Origin of the sequence: Bdellovibrio sp. HCB-110, from assembly GCF_047323225.1 — a bacterium.
In the GTDB taxonomy this organism is placed as follows: Bacteria; Bdellovibrionota; Bdellovibrionia; order Bdellovibrionales; family Bdellovibrionaceae; genus Bdellovibrio.
In genome coordinates this window covers 3,036,548-3,054,146 of sequence record NZ_CP178750.1, presented here as the reverse complement: position 1 = coordinate 3,054,146, position 17,599 = coordinate 3,036,548, and the positions used below count along the sequence as shown (strand labels likewise).

General features: G+C 45.5%; 21 protein-coding genes and 1 tRNA gene. 7 read left to right on the top strand and 15 right to left on the bottom strand.

Annotation, left to right across the window (positions count from 1 at the left end; translation table 11 throughout):
- Positions 1 to 93: 93 nt before the first annotated feature.
- The gene (locus ACL934_RS14495; protein ID WP_374074601.1) at positions 94 to 774 is read left to right on the top strand and encodes a hypothetical protein; all 681 of its coding nucleotides are present in this window, start codon (positions 94 to 96) and stop codon (positions 772 to 774) included.
- A gap of 5 nt (positions 775 to 779) precedes the next feature.
- Here the strand turns inward: ACL934_RS14495 and ACL934_RS14490 are convergent.
- The 6 genes from ACL934_RS14490 to ACL934_RS14465 all read right to left on the bottom strand — a co-directional run bounded on the left by ACL934_RS14490 (position 780) and on the right by ACL934_RS14465 (position 5,749).
- Positions 780 to 856, bottom strand: a tRNA-Arg gene (locus ACL934_RS14490).
- A gap of 82 nt (positions 857 to 938) precedes the next feature.
- The gene (locus tag ACL934_RS14485) at positions 939 to 1,754 is read right to left on the bottom strand and encodes a YihY/virulence factor BrkB family protein (protein WP_374074599.1); all 816 of its coding nucleotides are present in this window, start codon (positions 1,752 to 1,754) and stop codon (positions 939 to 941) included.
- A 51-nt stretch (positions 1,755 to 1,805) separates the two neighbouring features.
- Positions 1,806 to 2,708, bottom strand: a complete 903-nt coding sequence (locus ACL934_RS14480; RefSeq protein WP_374074597.1) for an MBL fold metallo-hydrolase — start codon at positions 2,706 to 2,708, stop codon at positions 1,806 to 1,808.
- The gene (locus tag ACL934_RS14475; RefSeq protein WP_413612516.1) at positions 2,689 to 3,450 is read right to left on the bottom strand and encodes a lysophospholipid acyltransferase family protein; all 762 of its coding nucleotides are present in this window, start codon (positions 3,448 to 3,450) and stop codon (positions 2,689 to 2,691) included. The genes ACL934_RS14480 and ACL934_RS14475 overlap by 20 nt, the downstream gene beginning before the upstream one ends.
- Positions 3,447 to 4,391 carry a phosphatidate cytidylyltransferase gene (locus tag ACL934_RS14470; RefSeq protein WP_374074592.1) on the bottom strand — a complete coding sequence of 315 codons (945 nt, stop codon included), beginning with the start codon at positions 4,389 to 4,391 and terminating at the stop codon, positions 3,447 to 3,449. Before ACL934_RS14470 ends, ACL934_RS14475 begins: the two co-directional genes overlap by 4 nt.
- Positions 4,391 to 5,749: a sigma-54-dependent transcriptional regulator gene (locus ACL934_RS14465; RefSeq protein WP_374074589.1), complete on the bottom strand. Its 1,359-nt coding sequence runs from the start codon at positions 5,747 to 5,749 to the stop codon at positions 4,391 to 4,393. Before ACL934_RS14465 ends, ACL934_RS14470 begins: the two co-directional genes overlap by 1 nt.
- A gap of 108 nt (positions 5,750 to 5,857) precedes the next feature.
- On the opposite strand from ACL934_RS14465, the gene serA reads away from it, so the two are divergent.
- Complete coding sequence (gene serA, locus ACL934_RS14460; RefSeq protein ID WP_413612515.1) at positions 5,858 to 7,063, top strand: phosphoglycerate dehydrogenase; 1,206 nt, start codon at positions 5,858 to 5,860, stop codon at positions 7,061 to 7,063.
- 50 nt (positions 7,064 to 7,113) lie between these two features.
- Here the strand turns inward: serA and ACL934_RS14455 are convergent, their stop codons facing one another.
- Positions 7,114 to 7,509 carry a hypothetical protein gene (locus tag ACL934_RS14455; protein ID WP_374074585.1) on the bottom strand — a complete coding sequence of 132 codons (396 nt, stop codon included), beginning with the start codon at positions 7,507 to 7,509 and terminating at the stop codon, positions 7,114 to 7,116.
- Between the two features lie 98 nt (positions 7,510 to 7,607).
- Here ACL934_RS14455 and ACL934_RS14450 point away from each other — a divergent pair, with 98 nt between their 5' ends.
- Positions 7,608 to 8,411, top strand: coding sequence for a hypothetical protein (locus ACL934_RS14450; RefSeq protein WP_374074583.1), 804 nt, complete (start codon positions 7,608 to 7,610; stop codon positions 8,409 to 8,411).
- A 25-nt stretch (positions 8,412 to 8,436) separates the two neighbouring features.
- Here the strand turns inward: ACL934_RS14450 and ACL934_RS14445 are convergent, their stop codons facing one another.
- Genes ACL934_RS14445 through ACL934_RS14420 form a run of 6 tightly spaced genes read right to left on the bottom strand, consistent with a single transcriptional unit; the run spans position 8,437 to position 11,376 of the window.
- Positions 8,437 to 8,817: a hypothetical protein gene (locus ACL934_RS14445; protein WP_374074581.1), complete on the bottom strand. Its 381-nt coding sequence runs from the start codon at positions 8,815 to 8,817 to the stop codon at positions 8,437 to 8,439.
- Positions 8,814 to 9,185: a hypothetical protein gene (locus ACL934_RS14440; protein ID WP_374074579.1), complete on the bottom strand. Its 372-nt coding sequence runs from the start codon at positions 9,183 to 9,185 to the stop codon at positions 8,814 to 8,816. The genes ACL934_RS14445 and ACL934_RS14440 overlap by 4 nt, the downstream gene beginning before the upstream one ends.
- Before the next feature lie 50 nt (positions 9,186 to 9,235).
- Complete coding sequence (locus ACL934_RS14435) at positions 9,236 to 10,618, bottom strand: FAD-binding oxidoreductase (RefSeq protein WP_374074577.1); 1,383 nt, start codon at positions 10,616 to 10,618, stop codon at positions 9,236 to 9,238.
- 11 nt (positions 10,619 to 10,629) lie between these two features.
- The gene (locus ACL934_RS14430; RefSeq protein WP_374074576.1) at positions 10,630 to 10,839 is read right to left on the bottom strand and encodes a DUF2892 domain-containing protein; all 210 of its coding nucleotides are present in this window, start codon (positions 10,837 to 10,839) and stop codon (positions 10,630 to 10,632) included.
- Position 10,840: 1 nt separating this feature from the next.
- A complete protein-coding gene (gene grxD, locus ACL934_RS14425; RefSeq protein WP_374074574.1) occupies positions 10,841 to 11,146 on the bottom strand; it encodes a Grx4 family monothiol glutaredoxin in 306 nt (101 codons plus the stop codon).
- Between the two features lie 17 nt (positions 11,147 to 11,163).
- Positions 11,164 to 11,376: a BolA/IbaG family iron-sulfur metabolism protein gene (locus tag ACL934_RS14420; protein WP_374074572.1), complete on the bottom strand. Its 213-nt coding sequence runs from the start codon at positions 11,374 to 11,376 to the stop codon at positions 11,164 to 11,166.
- 68 nt (positions 11,377 to 11,444) lie between these two features.
- Here ACL934_RS14420 and ACL934_RS14415 point away from each other — a divergent pair, with 68 nt between their 5' ends.
- The 3 genes from ACL934_RS14415 to ACL934_RS14405 all read left to right on the top strand — a co-directional run bounded on the left by ACL934_RS14415 (position 11,445) and on the right by ACL934_RS14405 (position 15,268).
- Entirely contained in the window at positions 11,445 to 13,421 is a 1,977-nt protein-coding gene (locus ACL934_RS14415; RefSeq protein WP_374074570.1) for an LTA synthase family protein, read from the top strand.
- 12 nt (positions 13,422 to 13,433) lie between these two features.
- A complete protein-coding gene (locus ACL934_RS14410; protein ID WP_374074569.1) occupies positions 13,434 to 14,036 on the top strand; it encodes a DUF4337 domain-containing protein in 603 nt (200 codons plus the stop codon).
- A 131-nt stretch (positions 14,037 to 14,167) separates the two neighbouring features.
- A complete protein-coding gene (locus ACL934_RS14405) occupies positions 14,168 to 15,268 on the top strand; it encodes a glycosyl hydrolase (protein WP_374074567.1) in 1,101 nt (366 codons plus the stop codon).
- Positions 15,269 to 15,290: 22 nt separating this feature from the next.
- Here the strand turns inward: ACL934_RS14405 and ACL934_RS14400 are convergent, their stop codons facing one another.
- Positions 15,291 to 15,977, bottom strand: a complete 687-nt coding sequence (locus tag ACL934_RS14400) for a PilZ domain-containing protein (protein WP_413612514.1) — start codon at positions 15,975 to 15,977, stop codon at positions 15,291 to 15,293.
- A gap of 1 nt (position 15,978) precedes the next feature.
- Positions 15,979 to 17,121, bottom strand: coding sequence for a cyclic nucleotide-binding domain-containing protein (locus tag ACL934_RS14395; protein ID WP_413612513.1), 1,143 nt, complete (start codon positions 17,119 to 17,121; stop codon positions 15,979 to 15,981).
- Positions 17,122 to 17,278: 157 nt separating this feature from the next.
- On the opposite strand from ACL934_RS14395, the gene ACL934_RS14390 reads away from it, so the two are divergent.
- Positions 17,279 to 17,596 carry an HNH endonuclease gene (locus tag ACL934_RS14390; protein ID WP_374074561.1) on the top strand — a complete coding sequence of 106 codons (318 nt, stop codon included), beginning with the start codon at positions 17,279 to 17,281 and terminating at the stop codon, positions 17,594 to 17,596.
- The last annotated feature ends 3 nt before the right edge of the window (positions 17,597 to 17,599 follow it).

Genomic DNA, 17,599 nt, shown 5'->3' with positions numbered 1-17,599 from the left:
CATTTGAGACTGTATTGATGTAATTACCAAGATGGGGTGGTTTAACGTAAAGACCTTCTAAAAATGTGCCGAAAAGCTCATGAGGAGACAGTCATGTGTACGTTTTTAGTTATTGTCCTTACGTTAACTATTTCGGGATGCACGCTCTCCAGTGAAGTTTCGTCACTCTTGCCTAAAACGGGAACGGTTGTAAACGTCGACTCATCAGGAATCACGGTTCGTGGTGTTGTTGCAAATGACGTTTCATCTGCGGTGATTGAAAACACGCCTTATACTTTTTCAGCAGTTCAAGATGGTGGCAACGTCAAACTTATTCCCAGTCAAAACATCACGCTGACTGCTGGTGTGATCTATCGAATTCTCGTCAATACTGCTCAGGCGCAAACGGCATTTACGATTAAAACCGAATTACCCGCAGGAGCGATCTTGGCATTCAACGCATCTTCTTGTCCAACGGGATGGAGTTTGTTTGACTCAGGAAAGGGCCGAGTTTTAGTGGGAGCCGGATCTGGAAATACCGATGCCGATGGAACAGCATTGACGGCACGTTTCTTAGGAGATATTGGAGGACGGGAGTTCACAACGGGTATTCCTGCATCTACCGGAGGAGCCTCCGACTCCGTTCCCTCGCCCTTACTCCATTTAGGAGTCGCTTCGGCCTCTGGTAGAACGGCCGAGATTTATAATTCGAGTGCAGACACCACGATTTCCGGCGCGAAGGCGGATAGCAATATGATGCCTTTTGCAGTTGTGACCTATTGTCAGAAGGATTGAAGTGTTGGTGATCCGGGCACGACTCGAACGTGCGACCTATTGCTTAGAAGGCAATTGCTCTATCCAGCTGAGCTACCGGACCACTGCGAAATATAATCGCTGAAGGGGCACAAAGTAGCAAATTGATTCGTAAATTCCAAGCCCCTCAGATCAAAATATAGAAATTACGCAACGTGTCGTTTTTGAAGGGAGGCGCAAAGAGCGACTCCGCCCAAGATCACGTACCAGATCGTGAGAATCCATAGCAAAAGAATCGGCAAAGCTGCAAAGGATCCATAGATTTTATTGTAAGCAAAGAACTTGATAGCCAGAAGTGCGTAACTCTTATGAACTCCATAGAGAGTCAAAGCCGCGATTAATGAACTCACAAATGCCGCTTTTGTGCGCACTTGTAGGTCGGGAACGAGTTTGTAAATCAAAAACAGAGTGCCGACCAAAACCAAAGTGTTTGAAGCCACTGCCGGAATCACGCGATGAACAAACTGAAATTGCTCTAAAGATGTAAAGCCCACATAGACCGCTAAGAAAACGGGGATCGCAAGAATCAATCCCCATTGATAGATCAGACGTTTGTAAAACGGACGAGTGTTGCGTTGGTTCCACACGCGGTGAATTCCCACTTCCATATCGTGAAGCAGGCGGATCGACGTCAGGAAAAGAAAGACCGCTCCTGTCGTTCCCAATTTTCCTGCACTGATATTTTTTAGAAAAATACGAATGAACTTTGTGACGTCACTTCCGGCAGCTTCCCTCATGTTTCTAAGAAGTAGGGCCTCCACCTTCGGGTAAAAAGCTTCAAGTCCTCCGATCGATTGGAAAGTCGCAAGCACAACAGCAATAAAAGGAACAAGAGCAATGGCGGTTGAAAATGAAAGGGATGCCGCGACCAGAGCCAGCTCTCCATCGCGCATTTGTTGAAGAGTGTCCTTAAGAACGCTCCATAAAGTTTTTAGTCCCAATTTGTTTGTCAAAACGTTCATCACTAGTCCAGTTCCGCGAGCTAGGCTCGCTCCACATCCTGCGCATCCGCGCTAGAGCCAAAATCTTTTTTGGACGGCGAAGTCGTGTCCGCTTCGTTCAATCAATGCAGCATCACAGTAAGGGTCATGTTCAAAGAACAAGTACCAATGTTGATCGGCCGCTTCGCTCAAGTGCTTTTGTTTTTCTTCCATCAAAGTCAGTGGATGCAAATCATAACCCATGAGCCAAGGAATTTTCACGTGGGAACTAGTTGGAACCATATCCCCACAGTAAAGCATCGTTGTCTTGCCATCCGTGATTTTCACGATTTGCTGGGCCTGTGTGTGACCGTTTGAAATCAAAGTCGAAATACCTGGAAGAATCTCTTGAGGTCCTTCAATCACTTTCAAAACCCCGGCATCAATCAAGGGTTGGAAGTTGGCTGCATAATAACTGGCGCGCTCACGAAGATTCGGCGTGCTGGCTGTTTCAAGATTGCCCTTTTGCACGTAGTATTGAGCTTTCGGAAATGTCGGAACAAGTTTGCCATCACGTTCAGTCGTTGCACCACCTGCATGGTCAAAATGCAGGTGGGTGAGGATCACATGGTGAATATCTTCAGGTTTCAAACCATGGGCAGCAAGAGACTTCATCAGTGAAGGCCCACTTTCATCCATAGCATACATCTCAGCAAATTTATTTCCCAGCTTCTCGCCATACTTTGCGACAAAATCTTTACCGTTACCTGTGTCAATCAAGACATTGCAACCCGGAGATTTTAAAAGCAAAGCGCGCGCTTCCATAGGAATGCGGTTCTTATTGTCGGGAGGATTAGAGCGCTCCCACAAAACTTTCGGGACCGTTCCAAACATAGCGCCTCCGTCCAAACCAAAAATTCCCGTAGGAATCGGGCAGACTTCGTAGGAGCCAATAGTCAGATGAGTTTTATCGACTTCAAAGTTGTTCGGAGTCATTTGTTGTTTCCTCCTCTTTCTTAGCGAAGGCATCTGGGTTGATCGTCAGAACCCATTCCTTATAAGCAGCATACACCTGTTGAATCGGGCCAGGAGGGTGAACAGGACCAACGTGCAAAACCAATTTCCCTGGGAGGGGAATGGGCTGCCCTTTTGGCCAAAGCTCCATATTGCCTTCAAGATATGTGAATAAAAGCGGTGTTTGAGTTCTTTCCGAGAAAATAGAAACGCCTCGTTTGAATTCCTGAATTTTTCCGTCTTTTGAGCGTGTGCCTTCAGGAAAAATAATCAACCACATACGAGGAAGTTCTGTGAGTAATTTCAAAATCAAAGTGATCGCTTCACCTTTACGGTCTTTGCGGTCAATAGGAATTGCTCCTAAGCAGTGTTTTGAAAAGAATGTGAAAAGACTATTGGTAAAGAAATAGTCTTTCGCTGCTGCGATATACAAGTTCAACCAGTATCGACGAGGAATAGAAGCGGCGATAGAAACTGCATCAAGGTGACTGGCGTGATTGCTGATAATAATCAGTTTGGGTTGAGTCGCATAAATTTCTTTAAAAGGGGTGCCTTTGACTTGCAGACGAATGTAAAACTTAAAAGCGAGATTCTTCAGAAAGATCGACCACAAAAAACGCATGAACACGCTGAACATGTCGATATGACGTGTGAACAGCGGCAAGTGTTTTAAGTAAGTGGGCAGCTTCGTCCACTGCTCGTTATCGTAGTTCCAGTCTTTCATAGCAGAACCGTCATCACGTAATAATAAATAGGCGCGACAAAAATCAATCTATCCATGCGGTGTAAGAAATCGCCGCGACCGATGATAAAAGGACCGACCGTCTTCATTCCGGCATCACGACGAACCACGGTCATCACGAGGTCCCCGACGAATCCTCCTAAAGAAGCGACAAGTCCTGAAGCGAGCCAATACTTGTCAGATCCGTCCGGTAAAAGAAATCTCATTGATCCCGCAAGGAAAATTGTCAGAAGAACAGAGACGGCCGTACTGCCCACAGTACGACGAGGATTGATGCCCGGGAACATTCTCCAGCCACCGATATAGCGACCCACGGCCAAGTTCGTGTTGTCACAGAACTCTGTTAAAATCACAAGGTACATCACTTGGTAAACGCCATTCGGGAATTTGAGGATCAAACCCAAGTGCATGAAAGACCAGCCCAAGAAAATGAAAGCGAGCAACGTCAATGACATATACTGAATCATTCGCTTGTACGAATTGCGAATCAATGGGACTAAGCAGCTAGCCCCTAAAACCATGATCGGCATGCCGTTGTAGATATCGATGCGGTCGGACCAAGCGCAGACGCCCAAACCAATAATGCCGGCATAACAAATCATCACAAAATTACTGCGATGGAACATTCCCATGATTTGGAAAAAGACTTTGGCGCCAATGATTGCAAGAATTGTTAAGAACACCAAAGGCCAAGGCTCTGGCAGTCCCATGACGACAAACATCAGTGGAGCCGCAATCAACCAGCTCTTAATGCTCGCCCAAGATTGGACGAAGTAATAGTTCTTGTTACGGAAAAAGAAGACAATCGCCCCAGAAACAAAAATGATCGAAAGAACAATCAAGACCGTTTGACGGTAGATATGGCTTTCCCAAGCCGTCGGCATATTCAAACGAATAGGAAGATTAAAGTCGAAAAAATCCATTATGAAGGTTCCTCTTCAATTTTGTAGTCTTTGATTTTCTTATAAAGATTTGAGCGAGAAACTTGCAGAATCTTCGCAGCGCTTTCAATGTCGCTGGTTTGTTTTAAGCAAGTGCGGATGGTGTGCGCTTCAAATTCTTCAACCAAAGCGTTAAGACCCTTATTAAAATCAATCACGGTGTAAGAAGGTGCGCCCGCAGGAGTCGCTGCGGGTTTTAGCCAACTGGTCACATCTTCTTCGCGAATAAATGGCAGGGGAGAAGTCAGGCTCAGTTGCTCACACACGCGTTTAAGTTCGCGCACGTTTCCTGGCCAGTTGTATTTTTTCAAAGCGGCCAAGCCGTCTTCAGCAATTGTTTTATTGCGACGCGGACGTTCCGCCTCAAGAAAGTGTTTTGCCAGTTCATCAATATCTTCAAGACGTTCACGCAGCGGAGTCAGGTCCACACGTTGAGAAGCCAAGCGATACAGCAAGTCTTCACGGAACTCTCCCGCAGCCACCATTTTTTCCAAAGATCTATTGCTGGCAGCAATCACGCGAGTTTTCACTTGCGAACTTTCTTTGGCACCCACGCGGCGCACTTCGCCGGTTTCAAGAAAACGCAAAAGTTTAGCTTGTTGGCTTAAAGGCAATGCTTCGATTTCATCTAAGAAAAGATCTCCGCCGTTGGCAGCTTCTGTCAGACCCACTTTGTTTTGTTCAGCTCCCGTGAAAGCACCCTTCACGTGACCAAACATTTCTGATTCAAAAAGATTTTCAGGAATACTTGCCAGGTTGACAGCGATAAACGGACGTTCGCCTTCTTGCTCGTGGAGAAGTCGCGCAACCACCTCTTTACCACAACCTGTTTCGCCTTCAATCAAAACAGGGCTTGTTTCGCCCCGAAGATCGGCAATGCGTTTTTTAATTTTTTGTGAAGCAGGGGAGCTTCCCACCCAGCGAGCACTATGGCGGCTCGCACTCGGGTCCATGCTGCGCAAATCCCAAAGGGCTTCGATTTTCTCCAGAATCAGAAGAATTTCTTCCGGCATCAAAGGTTTCGCTAAAAATCTTTGCGCTCCGGCTTTAAGACAGCTTTCCATCAAAGGGCGGCTCAGGTCCCCAGACATCGCAACGACTTCCAGTTGATTGTTATGTTTAATCAACTTTTCAATGACCTGAGGTCCCGCTGCTTTGGTCGAGCCCGGTTCTAAGTGCATATCCACGAAAGCCGCATGATAGAAACGCTCGTATTGGACGGCTTCAAGCTTGGGAGCCGAAAAAACCTTCCAATGAGCCGGCAAACACATCTTTAGAGACTGATGAACCAAAGGATCATCGTCGACGATAAGTAGAGAGAAAACTCGAGTTGATGCCATAGATGTTTAGTCTGGCTTGTGAGGATCTCTTTGACTACCTATATCGCGCATAGTCACTAGTGACGAGAGGCTACTTTGTGATTAAACTTATCAGAGTTGGAGGTGTCCGTGAGCGCTCTCAGAATTCTTCTTGTAGAAAACATCCATGCAGTGGCGAAAGACGCGTTGATTTCAGAGGGGTTTCGAGTGGACTTGATCTCTCACGCTCCCTCGGAAGAAGAGCTTCTTAAGATTCTTCCCGGCTATGACGTTTTGGGCATTCGCTCTAAGACTGAAATCACCGCCGAGGTCCTAAGAAAAAATCCACAACTGACGGCCATCGGTTGCTTCTGCATCGGTACAAATCAAGTCGATTTAATGACTGCGCGTGAGTGCGGGATTCCGGTGTTCAACGCTCCTCATTCGAACACTCGTTCCGTCGCTGAACTTGTGATTGCCGAAATGATTTCTCTGTCTCGTCAATTGGGTGACCGCAATACAAAAGCTCATGCTGGGGAGTGGGTGAAATCCGCAGAAGGTTCTCGCGAAGTGCGCGGCAAAACTTTGGGGATCGTGGGGTATGGACATATCGGAAGCCAGGTGAGTATTTTGGCGGAAGCTATGGGCCTTCGTGTTGTGTTCTTTGACGTGATTAAAAAACTTCCTCTGGGAAATGCCGTTGCGAAAGCATCTCTGGATGAACTTTTGGAAGTATCTGACTTTGTTACTTTGCATGTTCCTGAAACTCCAGAAACCAAAGACATGATTGGTGCCAAAGAACTTTCTAAAATGAAAAAAGGAAGTTACTTGATCAACGCCAGCCGTGGCACGGTGGTTGTGATCGAAGCTCTTGTCGATGCATTGAAGTCAAAACACATCGCTGGTTGTGCCATCGACGTTTTCCCTGAAGAGCCGGCAAGCAATAAAGAAAAATTCAAATCTTCTCTGCAAGGAGTTTCCAACGTGATCTTGACTCCGCATATCGGGGGAAGCACGGAAGAAGCTCAGTACGCAATCGGGATGGAAGTTGCTGAAAGTTTCCGTCGTTATTTAAAAATCGGTTCTTCATCGGGGGCTGTGAATTTCCCGAATGTGGATCTGCCAGTAAAACAAGGAACATCACGTATTTTGAATGTGCACAAAAACGAGCCGGGTGTTCTTGGTGAAATCAACGGTTTGATCTCAAAAGCCGGAGCCAATATCGAAGGACAATATCTTTCGACAGACGAAAAAATTGGTTACCTCGTCATGGATGTGCATTCAACGCATGCCGATGCCTTGGCGGTGGAGATTGGAAAACTCGATCGTTCGATTAGAACAAGAGTCGTGTATTAGTGCGACCCTCAGGAGGGGGTAGAGAGCCGCACTGTCAGATTCTTTAAGGATTATTTGCAAAGACCTTCTGCAGAAGTAGAAAGATTCAAAACGGAGATGTTGTCATCGATGTTCTGGATGGCGTATTCCGCGATTTCCATAGAGATCACTTCTTTTTCATAAGCTTCCCAACCGTGAAGAATAACGTCGAATTTGTAGTAGTAATCTACTTGGCCTTGGTCGATTTTGTCTTTTGTAATTTCGAGGTTCTTAACTGAAACACGAGACGCAGAGTCAGCAGCCGGTTGGCAGCGTGTGGCCAAAACTTTTTCGATACGATTTTGAATGCTTGTCGGAAGACCTTGTGCACGAGAGAAGTCGACAGGGTAAGCCAGTCTTTCGACTCCGTTGCCGGCGAAAGAGTTGAAAGAAAATGCGGTTAACAGAAGCACAAGCATCGTTTTCATTGGGGTTCTCCTCTTATTTTGTTGTGGGCTGCTTGTATCAAAACGGGATAGGAAGGCTCAAGTCTCATGTTTGGCGACAATATTCCGATATGAGATTTATGAATCTGGTTGCTAAAACCCTCAAGGAAATCCGTCTGCGAATGCAGTATGAGTCTGCGAAGACATTCTTTGGATTTCTGTCTGAAAGAGGCCTGGACTGTAATTATCCCTACTACATGAAGATAGAAAAAGGGGATGCCTTTCCGTCTTCTTCCATTCTTAATCAGATTGCGAAATCTCTACCGGAATCCGATGGGGTTTTGTTGGTAAAGGCCTTTTGCGCGGACCAATTTAAAGATTTTTCATACCTCTTTGAGGTTGATCAGGGTGCAAGCTCCGTTATTTCCGAAGAGTCGATCGAGATTCATCAGGGGCAACGGGAACTATCGCGAAGACAGGTACACATTTTGGCCTCGGGTTCTTCTCCCTATCATGTTTTTTTGATGTGCACGTTGGCCCGGCGCCCTCTGCAGGTTCAGGAATTGGAGACCTTTTTTCCAAAGAAAGTTTTGAGTTCCGCCTTAGAAGTTTTAATCAAAGAGAAAATCGTAGTGCAGAGTGCTCAGGGAATTCAGGCATTTTCTCCGGATGTGATTTTTCCAAAGGACACCTCCGAAGAATTGGGTAAATATTATGAAAAATTGGATCAGTGGGATATCGAGTTTGGAGAGCAATTCGACCTTCAGGACGTCTTAAGTAAAATGCTAATTCGTCGAATTTCTTTTCGTTATCTGTCTTTGATTCAAAAGCAGCTTGAAATGCTCTTTGATCTTGTGCGCTCTTCAGATGAGATCGACACTCGTCACAACTCGCAAATTATTCAACTGCAAGTGTCGTTGAAAAAAGGTGCTCTTCCCGGATAGTTTTCACCCAGACAGGAAGATTCACTCACCTTTTCACGCGACCCAGCGCCTTTCTTGCTCCATAGACAAGCAAACACGACAAGAACGCTGCGGCTCCCAGAGCCCCGCCCAGGCCGCGTGAGTAAGAAATAAAAAAGTAAAAGATCAAAGCGAAGACAGCGCTGGAGACCAGAACTTTTCTTTCGCAAAGGCGGGCGGACTCACTCATGCCAACGAAAGATCCGCCAAAAAATACAGGTTGCGTGAGGGCGGCTAGCGCCGCTGGAAAAATCAAAGCGGAAAGAGCCGCAAAAAGCACTGTCGGTAAAGCCGAAGCGCGAATCGCACCCATTTGAGTTTTGTGAGATAAAAGATAAGTGATGTGAGTTGCAAAAAGAGCCGTTCCTAAAATCCAAACGAGATTCATATCAAAGCTTTCACCATCACCAGTAACATAGAAGAAAAGAATGCAATCGTCCCAAGCTTTCCACCAAAACCTTTAAGATAAGGTTTCGTGAAGAAGTACAAAATCGTTCCAAAGAATGAAACAATCAAAATATGCCAAGGATTTTCAAGAATATGAGGAGAACACATTCCGGCGAAAGTTCCTGCGTAAATAGCCGCTTGAACTCCACGGCGATCTAAAAGAGCCGGCACGGGAATAAAAGTTCCTAGCAAACCCACAGTGGCTGCCGCGAGAACGGCCGTCCAACCAAAGAGACTTTGCAAAAGCCAACAAGAGTAGCATCCCATGAAGAACGCAAAGAACTTTAATATAAAAAGCCGCTTCCGCACGCCATACTTTTGCGTAACACGCTGTAGACCCAAATTTGAAGTAGACACTTTTAGATTACTTTCCCCGGATTCATGATGTTATCGGGATCAAAAACTTTTTTAATCCCACGCATGATTTCGATTTCCGCTTCAGAGCGAGTGTAGTTAAGGAATGACTTTTTTGTCAGACCCACGCCATGTTCAGCAGAGATAGATCCCTTGTATTTTTTAACAGCGTCAAAAACCATCACATCGACTTTGCGGCACTCAGTGACGAACTCTTCTTTTGTCATGCCCGTCGGGCGCAAGATATTGATGTGAAGATTTCCATCGCCGATATGACCAAACCACACCACTTCCCAAGTCGGGTAAGCCTGCGCCAAAACTTTATCAAGGTCTTCCATAAATGGAGGAACCTTCGAAATCGTCACAGCAATGTCGTTCTTATACGGAGAAAATTTCGCTAAAGATTCAGAGATGTCTTCACGATAGCGCCAGAAAGTCGCAGCTTGCACGTCAGACTGACTGATCACGCCGTCAAGAACCCAACCTTCTTCCAAACATTTTTCAAACACGCCTAAAGCATGTTCTTCATCTTGTTCGTTGCGAGTTTCTACTTCCGCTAAAACATAAAATGGAGCCTGAGTTTCCAAAGGAGCTGGCAAACCGGTATTCTCTAAAACTTTTTTAAGAGCTTTATCCGAGAACATTTCAAACGCCACCAAAGACGTCTTCGTTTTAAATTCGGCAAAGATTTTCATCACGGCATCAAGACCACTCACGGCCATCACCAAAACTTTCATTGGTGGGGGAGCCGGAGCCAACTTGATTGTCGCTTCCACGATAAAGCCCAAAGTTCCTTCAGAACCTACGAACAAATGGCGAAGGTCGTAACCTGTCGCATTTTTCACAAGACCGTTATTAAGTTCTAAAACTTCGCCAGTGCCAGTAACAACTTTCAGACCGGCAATCCACTCGCGAGTCAAACCGTAACGAACAACTTTAATACCGCCCGCATTGGTTGCGATATTGCCGCCCATTTGTGACGAGCCTGTGGCAGCGAAATCCACGGGATAGAAAAGATGTTTGGAGTGTGCAAATTCTTGCAGAGCTTCTGTCACAACGCCAGGCTCAATCACAACACTTTGATCGACGGGGCTGAAATCTTTGATTTTGTTCATTTGATCAAAAGACACAACCACTTCACCTTGGGTGGCTACAGCAGAACCGGAAAGCCCTGTGCGACCTCCCGAAGGAACCAGAGCGATTTTATTTTTGCGTGCCCATTTAACAAGGCCGACGACGTCTTCAGTGCTGCGAGGAAAAACAATGGCAGAGGCTTTGATGTCGAAGTAGGTCGTCCAATCTTTACCCCAATATTTGAGGCTTTCCTCGTCGGTTTTGATTTGGTCTTTCTGCAAAAAACTCTCAAGGTCGATGAGGGCCGTGGACATACAACAACATCCTATTCTTCGTCGGGAATGGCTCGGTGATAATCTCTTAAGGTTCTAATTCTAAAGAAAGCGTACAAGGGACACAAGCCCCAAGCCGCTGTGATTAGACCATAAATTCCGATGTACGTCCAAAAAGGACCGCCGGCAATGGCGTAAGTCGTAAGAATGACGCCAAAGATGAATCTTAAAATGCGGTCCCAAACGGCGACATTACATCTCATATTACTTCAAAAGCTCTTGAAGCTCTCCGGATTGGTACATTTCCATCATGATATCGCTTCCGCCCACCAACTGTTTGTTGATGTAAAGTTGCGGGATCGTTGGCCAGTTGCCGTACTCTTTGATACCGCTGCGGATTTCTTCGTCATCAAGAACGTTCACATCGTGGAATTTCACGCCGATGTCTTGCAAAATAGCACAAGCACGCGCCGAGAAACCGCACATAGGGAACTGTTGAGTTCCTTTCATGAACAGAACGACTTTGTTTTGGTTAAGAATGTTATCAATTCTTTCGTGTGTAGTTGACATAGATAGTCCTTTTTCAATTACTTAATTTTAGTCTTGATTGAGAGCGCATGGACCTCTCCAGTTTTCAATTCTGGACCAAAGCAGGCCATGACATGTTGGTGTTGTTGAATGCGAGTCATCCCCGCAAAAACAGCACTCTCCACATACACTTCGTAATGATCCTGAGTGCCCGTCAAATCGTAGACTTCGATTTTGGCCTCGGTGTAATGCTTCTCTAAACGTTCTTTCATTTGTTCTGGTGTCATAGGAGGGGAAAGTAGCAGAGGGTGAGAGTGAAGTCAGCCACGGCTCGTCTTGTATGACGCTAGATGTCGTTGTAGTATTGGGATCTATGTTTGGACCGACTCACCGACTGATTAAGATCTTTTCTCTCGTTTTATTGGCTTTGCTCTTCTATTTCTTCGCAAGGCTCGAGTTTTTGCTATGGAATTGGAGTTTATTCAAAAATAAACCCGTCCTCGACATCCTTTGGTCTTTCGTAGTCGGACTCCGATTTGATACCGCAGCCGCCCTTTCTGTAACGGCCCCTTTGCTTTTGATCGCCTTTATCCCTTGGCCGAAAAGCTGGAACATCCACTGGTCAACCCTGACTTGGGTTCTTTTCTGCATTTTGCAGATTCCGTTTTTGATCCTCAACCTTGTCGACGTGGAGTTTATCAACTTTGTCGGTCGCCGTTTTACTTACGACAGTTTTTTCGTTGTGAGTGAAACCAAAGGAAAAGTCTGGAACTTTATCATCAGCTATTGGGGGCTCTTCCTTATTAACACGCTCTTGGTGGCGTTCTTTATTTGGTGTGTGCGCCGTCTTATGAAAGGCACACCGGATAAACTCGTTTGGCCAGGAGAAGAAAAGGGCGGAGTTAAATTGTGGCTCTCGCACGCGTTCTTGTGTTTTGTGGCACTTGTGATTTCCGTGATCGGAATTCGCGGCGGGTTGCAAAGTAAACCGATCAGCTTCGTCAATGCAAACGTGTTCTCGGCTCCTCTTTTGAATAATCTTGTTTTAAACACGACGTTTACTTTTATCAAAAGTTACGGCGCTGAAGGTTTGAAGCAAGAAAAGTTCTTTGCGAATAAAGAAGACATGCTCAAGCGTCTGAACGGCTCCTTCACGGGAACCGCGATGGAGGGCGCTCGTCCGACAAATCCTCAAAACGTGATGATCATTATCTTGGAAAGTTTTGGTGAGGAGTATTTTGGTCCCGTGGATGGGAAAAAATCCTACACACCTTTCTTGGATTCTTTGATGAAGAAATCTTTGGTCTTTGAAAATGCCTATGCCAATGGCCGCCGTTCGATAGAGGGGGTCGGTGCTGTAATGGCCGGGATTCCTGCGATGATGAACGAGCCGTTTATCTCTTCGCACTTTACGTCGAACTACTTCTTGGGCCTTGGAACTTTGGTGGCGCAAAAAGGTTATGCGACCAGCTTCTTCCATGGTGGGCACAATGGAACGATGTATTTTGACTCTTTCATGAAGAGTGCTGGAGTTGAAAGATACTATGGCTCACATGAATACGGAAACTCTGCGGATGATGATGGTGTCTGGGGTATTTGGGATGAGCCGTTTCTGCAATGGATGCTGGTGCAAATGGATTCATTGCCGCAGCCGTTTATGAATGCTGTGTTCACCTTGACATCACATCAACCGTACAAAATTCCAGCCAAGTACAAAGAGACCTTCCCGGAAGGACCGATTGAGATTTTAAAAACAGTTTCTTACACGGATTACGCTTTAAAGAAATTCTTTGAGGAAGCTGAGAAGAAACCTTGGTTTAAAGACACGTTGTTTGTTATCACGGCGGACCACGCGTCGATGCACTATCGTCCCGAATATTCCAACGATGTCGGAAGTTACCGTATTCCTATGTTCTTCTATCATCCGTCGTACCGGTTTCCAAAAACGGATACTTCTAAGATTGTGCAACACGTGGATGTATTGCCGACGATTTTAGATATTCTCAATATTCCCGAGAAAGATAAAAACTATCTGGGCAGTTCTGTGTTTACGGACGGGGATAAAGTTGCCGTGAATTTTATCGACGGACGCTACATTCTTTTTGCCAAAGATTATTTTATCCGTTGGTCACCGGGGCACACGGAACCGCAAATGTTTGCCATCGCAGATCGTGACAGTGAAAAAGAAATCACCGGCGTTACGTTGACACCAGAACGAGCCGCACGTAAGCAAGAATTGACTGAAAAATTAAAAGCCTCTATACAGTACTTCAACGAAGGAATGTGGGATAATAAACTTTATTATCCATCGAAGTAGTATTTTGGTGTTATGGAAGAAAATGTAAGTTTTGAGATCCGTTGTGGGGTTGTGATCGCGGTTTTTGCCGCGATCATGTCGATGAGTGATTTAATTGCGGGCAAGTATGGGGATGATGAAATCATCGGAACCAACGAAAAAGCCGCCGCCTATATGTGGTACCAATCAAAAAGTATCAAAGAAACTTTGGTGGAAGGGGAAAAGTCCCTTCTAGAAAGTTTAAAAGAAGCCGGAGCCATTGAGGCTAAAGCCAGTCAAGGTGTCGATACACATATTGCAAATCTCAACCGCAAGATTCTACGCTATAAAAAAGAGAAAAACGAAATTCTTAAAGGCTCGCAAACTGTTGGTAAAGACAACTGGGTGCAAGATCTCAACGGTGAATTGGGTAAAATCATCGGTGCTCAAGAGATGGAAGCCCATCTAGCATCCTTAGGGCAGGCGGGTGATCGCTTCGACATGGCAAACCTGTTCTTTCAAGTGTGCTTAGTCCTCGGGGCTCTTAGCCTTGTTCTTAAGAAACAAAAACTTCAGAATTTATTCTTTAGTGGCATGTGCGCCTTGGGAATTTTAGGCACCGGTATTTCTGTCTGGGCTTATCTTGGTGTTATTTAAAAACTGACCCATCAATTTTTGCGATATTTCATTTATAAACAGTAAACACGTGATACAATCAGTGGTATTCGAGAAATACATCAAGATTCGGCCGGCCGAAACCGAAAAAGAAGAGGCGGAGGAACCACGCGATGAAACCACTATGCGTTTTTCTTTTGGGCTTATTTGCCTTGTTAAATTTCTCGCATGCAAAACTAAGCTATCCAAAAAAAGTAGGTATAGGTGGTTGGGAAGTCGATGCCGCAGGCACATCACTTGCTCGAATCGAACAAGTTGGTTTTGGTTGGTACTACAATTGGCGCACAGACCATATTTGGGCTCCGGTCAATTCGGTTCCTCGGACAGTCCCATTTGTTCCAATGATATGGGATGAAACCCATGTTTCAGAAACAGTTCCAGTGAATTCAGAGGCTCTATTGGGTTTCAATGAACCCGACAATGCGTCTCAAGCAAATATGACGGTCGATCAGGCAATTACATTGTGGCCTTCGCTGATGAAATTAGGTCTTCGCTTAGGTTCTCCAGCGCCAACCACGGGACAAATCTTGGGATCCTCTTCTTGGTTGGGGCGATTCATGGCGCAAACGAAGACAAAGGGTTATCGCGTCGACTTTGTGGCAATTCACTATTACACCGATAAACATGATGTTGCCGCTTTCAAAGCTTATTTGGAGGCGGTCTATGCTCAGTACGGATTACCGATTTGGATCACGGAGTGGGCGCTGGTTGATTGGGTGCAACCTCAACGCTATTCGCTTGCGGAAACTGCAGCCTTCGCACGTGAAGCTACGATTATGTTGGATAATCTCCCTTTCGTTGAAAGACATGCTTGGTTTTCGTTGAGTTCCGATGGTACCAATATCCATACGGAACTTTTGGACAGCAGTAACAATCTAACGGCGGTAGGGCAAGTTTTCAAAGACCTCCTTGCAGATGAAATGGTTCCTGGGGATTCATCACCACCTACTGCTTCGGTGACTTCGCCGACGACGTCTTCCATTTTGGGGCGTGGTAAGAAGGTAATCATTACGGCGACTGCATCAGACAATGTCGGAGTTCAAAAGGTTTTATTCTATGTGAACGGAAGCGTTAAGTGTACGGTCACCGTAGCACCTTTTAAATGCTCCTGGACAACTCCCAAAAAATCGAGTGACGTTATTCTAGAAGTGGAGGCTGTGGATGCGGCCGGTAACCGAGGGCGCTCAAATTCTGTAAAGGTCTATGTCAGATGATTTGGAACTGGAGATATGTCCTTTAAGCTGCTCGACGGAAGTAGATTTCTCTCTGTAAATCTGTGAGAGAATGGACGATCTTCCCTTCGCTGGCGTTGGCCATGTGATTGAATTCCACTCCAAGAATAAGATGCATGTCATCCTTCTCGCGAATATTTTTAATAATACCTTGAACAAGAATCGGTTCGCGATCGCCTAAAAAGATTTCGGCTTGAACCATGTCATCCAGTTTTAAGTTGGCTTCAGCAAGTGAAATCTCAACAGCGCAACCTTCCGTGCTTAAATCCAAGAGGCGGCACGTGTAGGCGCAAACAACTTGGTTGAGATAGTTGATCACAAATTCCGCAGAATAGTCTTCAGGCAAAACGTAGCGATAGTTGCGACGTCTTTGTAGGTGAAACAGATTTAAAACCGTCAACGTGACGTGGTTTTCACCAACCACGGGGTGAGTTTCAAACAGGTATTTTTCGTGTCCAATTGTGAAGCTCGCCGTAAATGTGTCGCCATCTTGGGTATTCATGCTCGCATCCTCAGGAGGGCGGCATTTCAACTGCATATTGGAATTGATGCTGACGGGTTTCAGTGAAATAGTGCGATCAAATTTATCGCGTAAATAAATCGTCTCTTGATTCGCCAAAACTTTTTGGAGAATCGTTTGCTTATCAGCATCTTTATGAATGGCTTTAAAAACGATCAGAGCTTCACTCATACTACGCCGCCGCTACAATTTTATGGCCACATTCGTGGCAGAACTTCGCACCTGCTTGCAGTTCTACGCTGCATGCTGGGCAAGAAGGGCCGCCTGTGGCTTTTTTCTTCGGAGCTTCTTTTTCGTCCATGTCCACGAAACCTTTTTCATTCCATTTTTCGATTTCACGAAGCATTTTCCAACTTTGAAAAATAGAACGGAACTCTTTCACTTCAAATTGCAAAAGAACGCCGGAGCCTCCATTTTTTCTTTTCATGAAGACGCCTTTACCTTCGAGGCGATTGAAGTGGTCATTATTTAAGTTAATACCGATTTCATTTTTGCAGTATTCGCCAAATTTAGCGAAATCAACACTGACAATACCGAAGCGGTCCGGTTGCTCGTTTTCACAAAGTTTCAAAAGACCGTCGAGCATTTGCTGGCACAGTTCATCGACTTTTAAAAGATCGGAGCGGCCGCCTTTGAAGTAGTAATACTGATAGAATTCAAAAAAGCTTTCGACCAAACCCAAATCCAAGAAATGAACTTTTTGAATTTCATCGGGACCATCTGGATTGTCCGGAGCTTTGCCCATTTCATAAAGAGCGAGTTTTAATTTCACAAGCACATTGATGGCCTGTTCAATACGCTTTGGCGAATCTCCCATCACGCGTTGGGAGTATTGTTTCATCATATTCCAGTCCACAATCACGCGACCAGGCTGAGAGCGATCGCCCTTATGATTGGCTGTATGGAAAACCGCGCCAAAAACTTTTGCCACTTGATCTTCAGGACATGGCGAGGAGTCTTTTTCCAGTTTGCTAGAACGAACATCATTCACAGCCAAGCGCAAACGGTCTGCCAGGGATTTGATAATCACCTTGAGCATTTGAGGAGCGCCTTCGTATTGCTGTTTCAAAGTTTCAACGGGGATCTCTAGAACTTTTGTTTCTGTCGTCGCAACCGCTGAAGTGGGATGAGTGTTTTGTCCCAAGATCACTTGATCGCCCAGGATATGAGAAGAACCCAACTGGAAAAGGTCGATGGTCTTTTTACCGCGGATCAAACATTGGTTCGCTCCGCCGGATTGGATAAGATAAACCGATGTGATTTTATCTCCATCTTTATAGATCACTTCGCCTTTTTTGAACGTTTTTACAGACATAGGCCAATTCTCCTTACGGGCTTCTCAAAGCCTCTATCGGTAAAAAAGCCCTTAAAATTTACTTAAAATCCTCGTATCTAAGGTCTAGTTCCTTCCGCGGCTGCGGAGGATGTGCGATCGCTTGCGGTTGCACTGGATTTAGTCTATAAAGAAGCCCATGGATTACTTCTTTACCCCTGCTTCCCCAGAACACCAAAAGCGCGAAAAGGCGAAAGCCCGCGAGCTGCGTTTAAGTCAGTGGTGGAAGCAAGAGCTGGGTAAAGGTCTATGCTATCACTGTGGGAATCGCTTTAAACCTGGGGATCTTACGATGGACCACTTGATTCCTATCGCGCGCGGCGGGAAGTCCAACAAGAACAACTGTGTGACTTCGTGCAAAGACTGCAATACCAAAAAAGGTTATAAAACTCGGGCCGAGATGGCATTAGAAGAGCTGTCTCAAAATGCGAAAACTGAAACCAGCGAAGTAGAATAATTC

What these genes read in the sequence shown, in the direction of transcription:
- ACL934_RS14465 (WP_374074589.1), bottom strand. Translation starts at nt 5,749, where the DNA reads ATGGCATCAACTCGAGTTTTCTCTCTACTTATCGTCGACGATGATCCT.
- ACL934_RS14455 (WP_374074585.1), bottom strand. Translation starts at nt 7,509, where the DNA reads ATGAAAACGATGCTTGTGCTTCTGTTAACCGCATTTTCTTTCAACTCT.
- ACL934_RS14470 (WP_374074592.1), bottom strand. Translation starts at nt 4,391, where the DNA reads ATGGATTTTTTCGACTTTAATCTTCCTATTCGTTTGAATATGCCGACG.
- ACL934_RS14430 (WP_374074576.1), bottom strand. Translation starts at nt 10,839, where the DNA reads ATGAGATGTAATGTCGCCGTTTGGGACCGCATTTTAAGATTCATCTTT.
- ACL934_RS14480 (WP_374074597.1), bottom strand. Translation starts at nt 2,708, where the DNA reads ATGACTCCGAACAACTTTGAAGTCGATAAAACTCATCTGACTATTGGC.
- ACL934_RS14485 (WP_374074599.1), bottom strand. Translation starts at nt 1,754, where the DNA reads ATGAACGTTTTGACAAACAAATTGGGACTAAAAACTTTATGGAGCGTT.
- ACL934_RS14410 (WP_374074569.1), top strand. Translation starts at nt 13,434, where the DNA reads ATGGAAGAAAATGTAAGTTTTGAGATCCGTTGTGGGGTTGTGATCGCG.
- ACL934_RS14445 (WP_374074581.1), bottom strand. Translation starts at nt 8,817, where the DNA reads ATGAATCTCGTTTGGATTTTAGGAACGGCTCTTTTTGCAACTCACATC.
- ACL934_RS14390 (WP_374074561.1), top strand. Translation starts at nt 17,279, where the DNA reads ATGGATTACTTCTTTACCCCTGCTTCCCCAGAACACCAAAAGCGCGAA.
- ACL934_RS14495 (WP_374074601.1), top strand. Translation starts at nt 94, where the DNA reads ATGTGTACGTTTTTAGTTATTGTCCTTACGTTAACTATTTCGGGATGC.
- ACL934_RS14475 (WP_413612516.1), bottom strand. Translation starts at nt 3,450, where the DNA reads ATGAAAGACTGGAACTACGATAACGAGCAGTGGACGAAGCTGCCCACT.
- grxD (WP_374074574.1), bottom strand. Translation starts at nt 11,146, where the DNA reads ATGTCAACTACACACGAAAGAATTGATAACATTCTTAACCAAAACAAA.
- ACL934_RS14415 (WP_374074570.1), top strand. Translation starts at nt 11,445, where the DNA reads ATGACGCTAGATGTCGTTGTAGTATTGGGATCTATGTTTGGACCGACT.
- ACL934_RS14435 (WP_374074577.1), bottom strand. Translation starts at nt 10,618, where the DNA reads ATGTCCACGGCCCTCATCGACCTTGAGAGTTTTTTGCAGAAAGACCAA.
- ACL934_RS14395 (WP_413612513.1), bottom strand. Translation starts at nt 17,121, where the DNA reads ATGTCTGTAAAAACGTTCAAAAAAGGCGAAGTGATCTATAAAGATGGA.
- ACL934_RS14450 (WP_374074583.1), top strand. Translation starts at nt 7,608, where the DNA reads ATGAATCTGGTTGCTAAAACCCTCAAGGAAATCCGTCTGCGAATGCAG.
- ACL934_RS14400 (WP_413612514.1), bottom strand. Translation starts at nt 15,977, where the DNA reads ATGAGTGAAGCTCTGATCGTTTTTAAAGCCATTCATAAAGATGCTGAT.
- ACL934_RS14405 (WP_374074567.1), top strand. Translation starts at nt 14,168, where the DNA reads ATGAAACCACTATGCGTTTTTCTTTTGGGCTTATTTGCCTTGTTAAAT.
- ACL934_RS14420 (WP_374074572.1), bottom strand. Translation starts at nt 11,376, where the DNA reads ATGAAAGAACGTTTAGAGAAGCATTACACCGAGGCCAAAATCGAAGTC.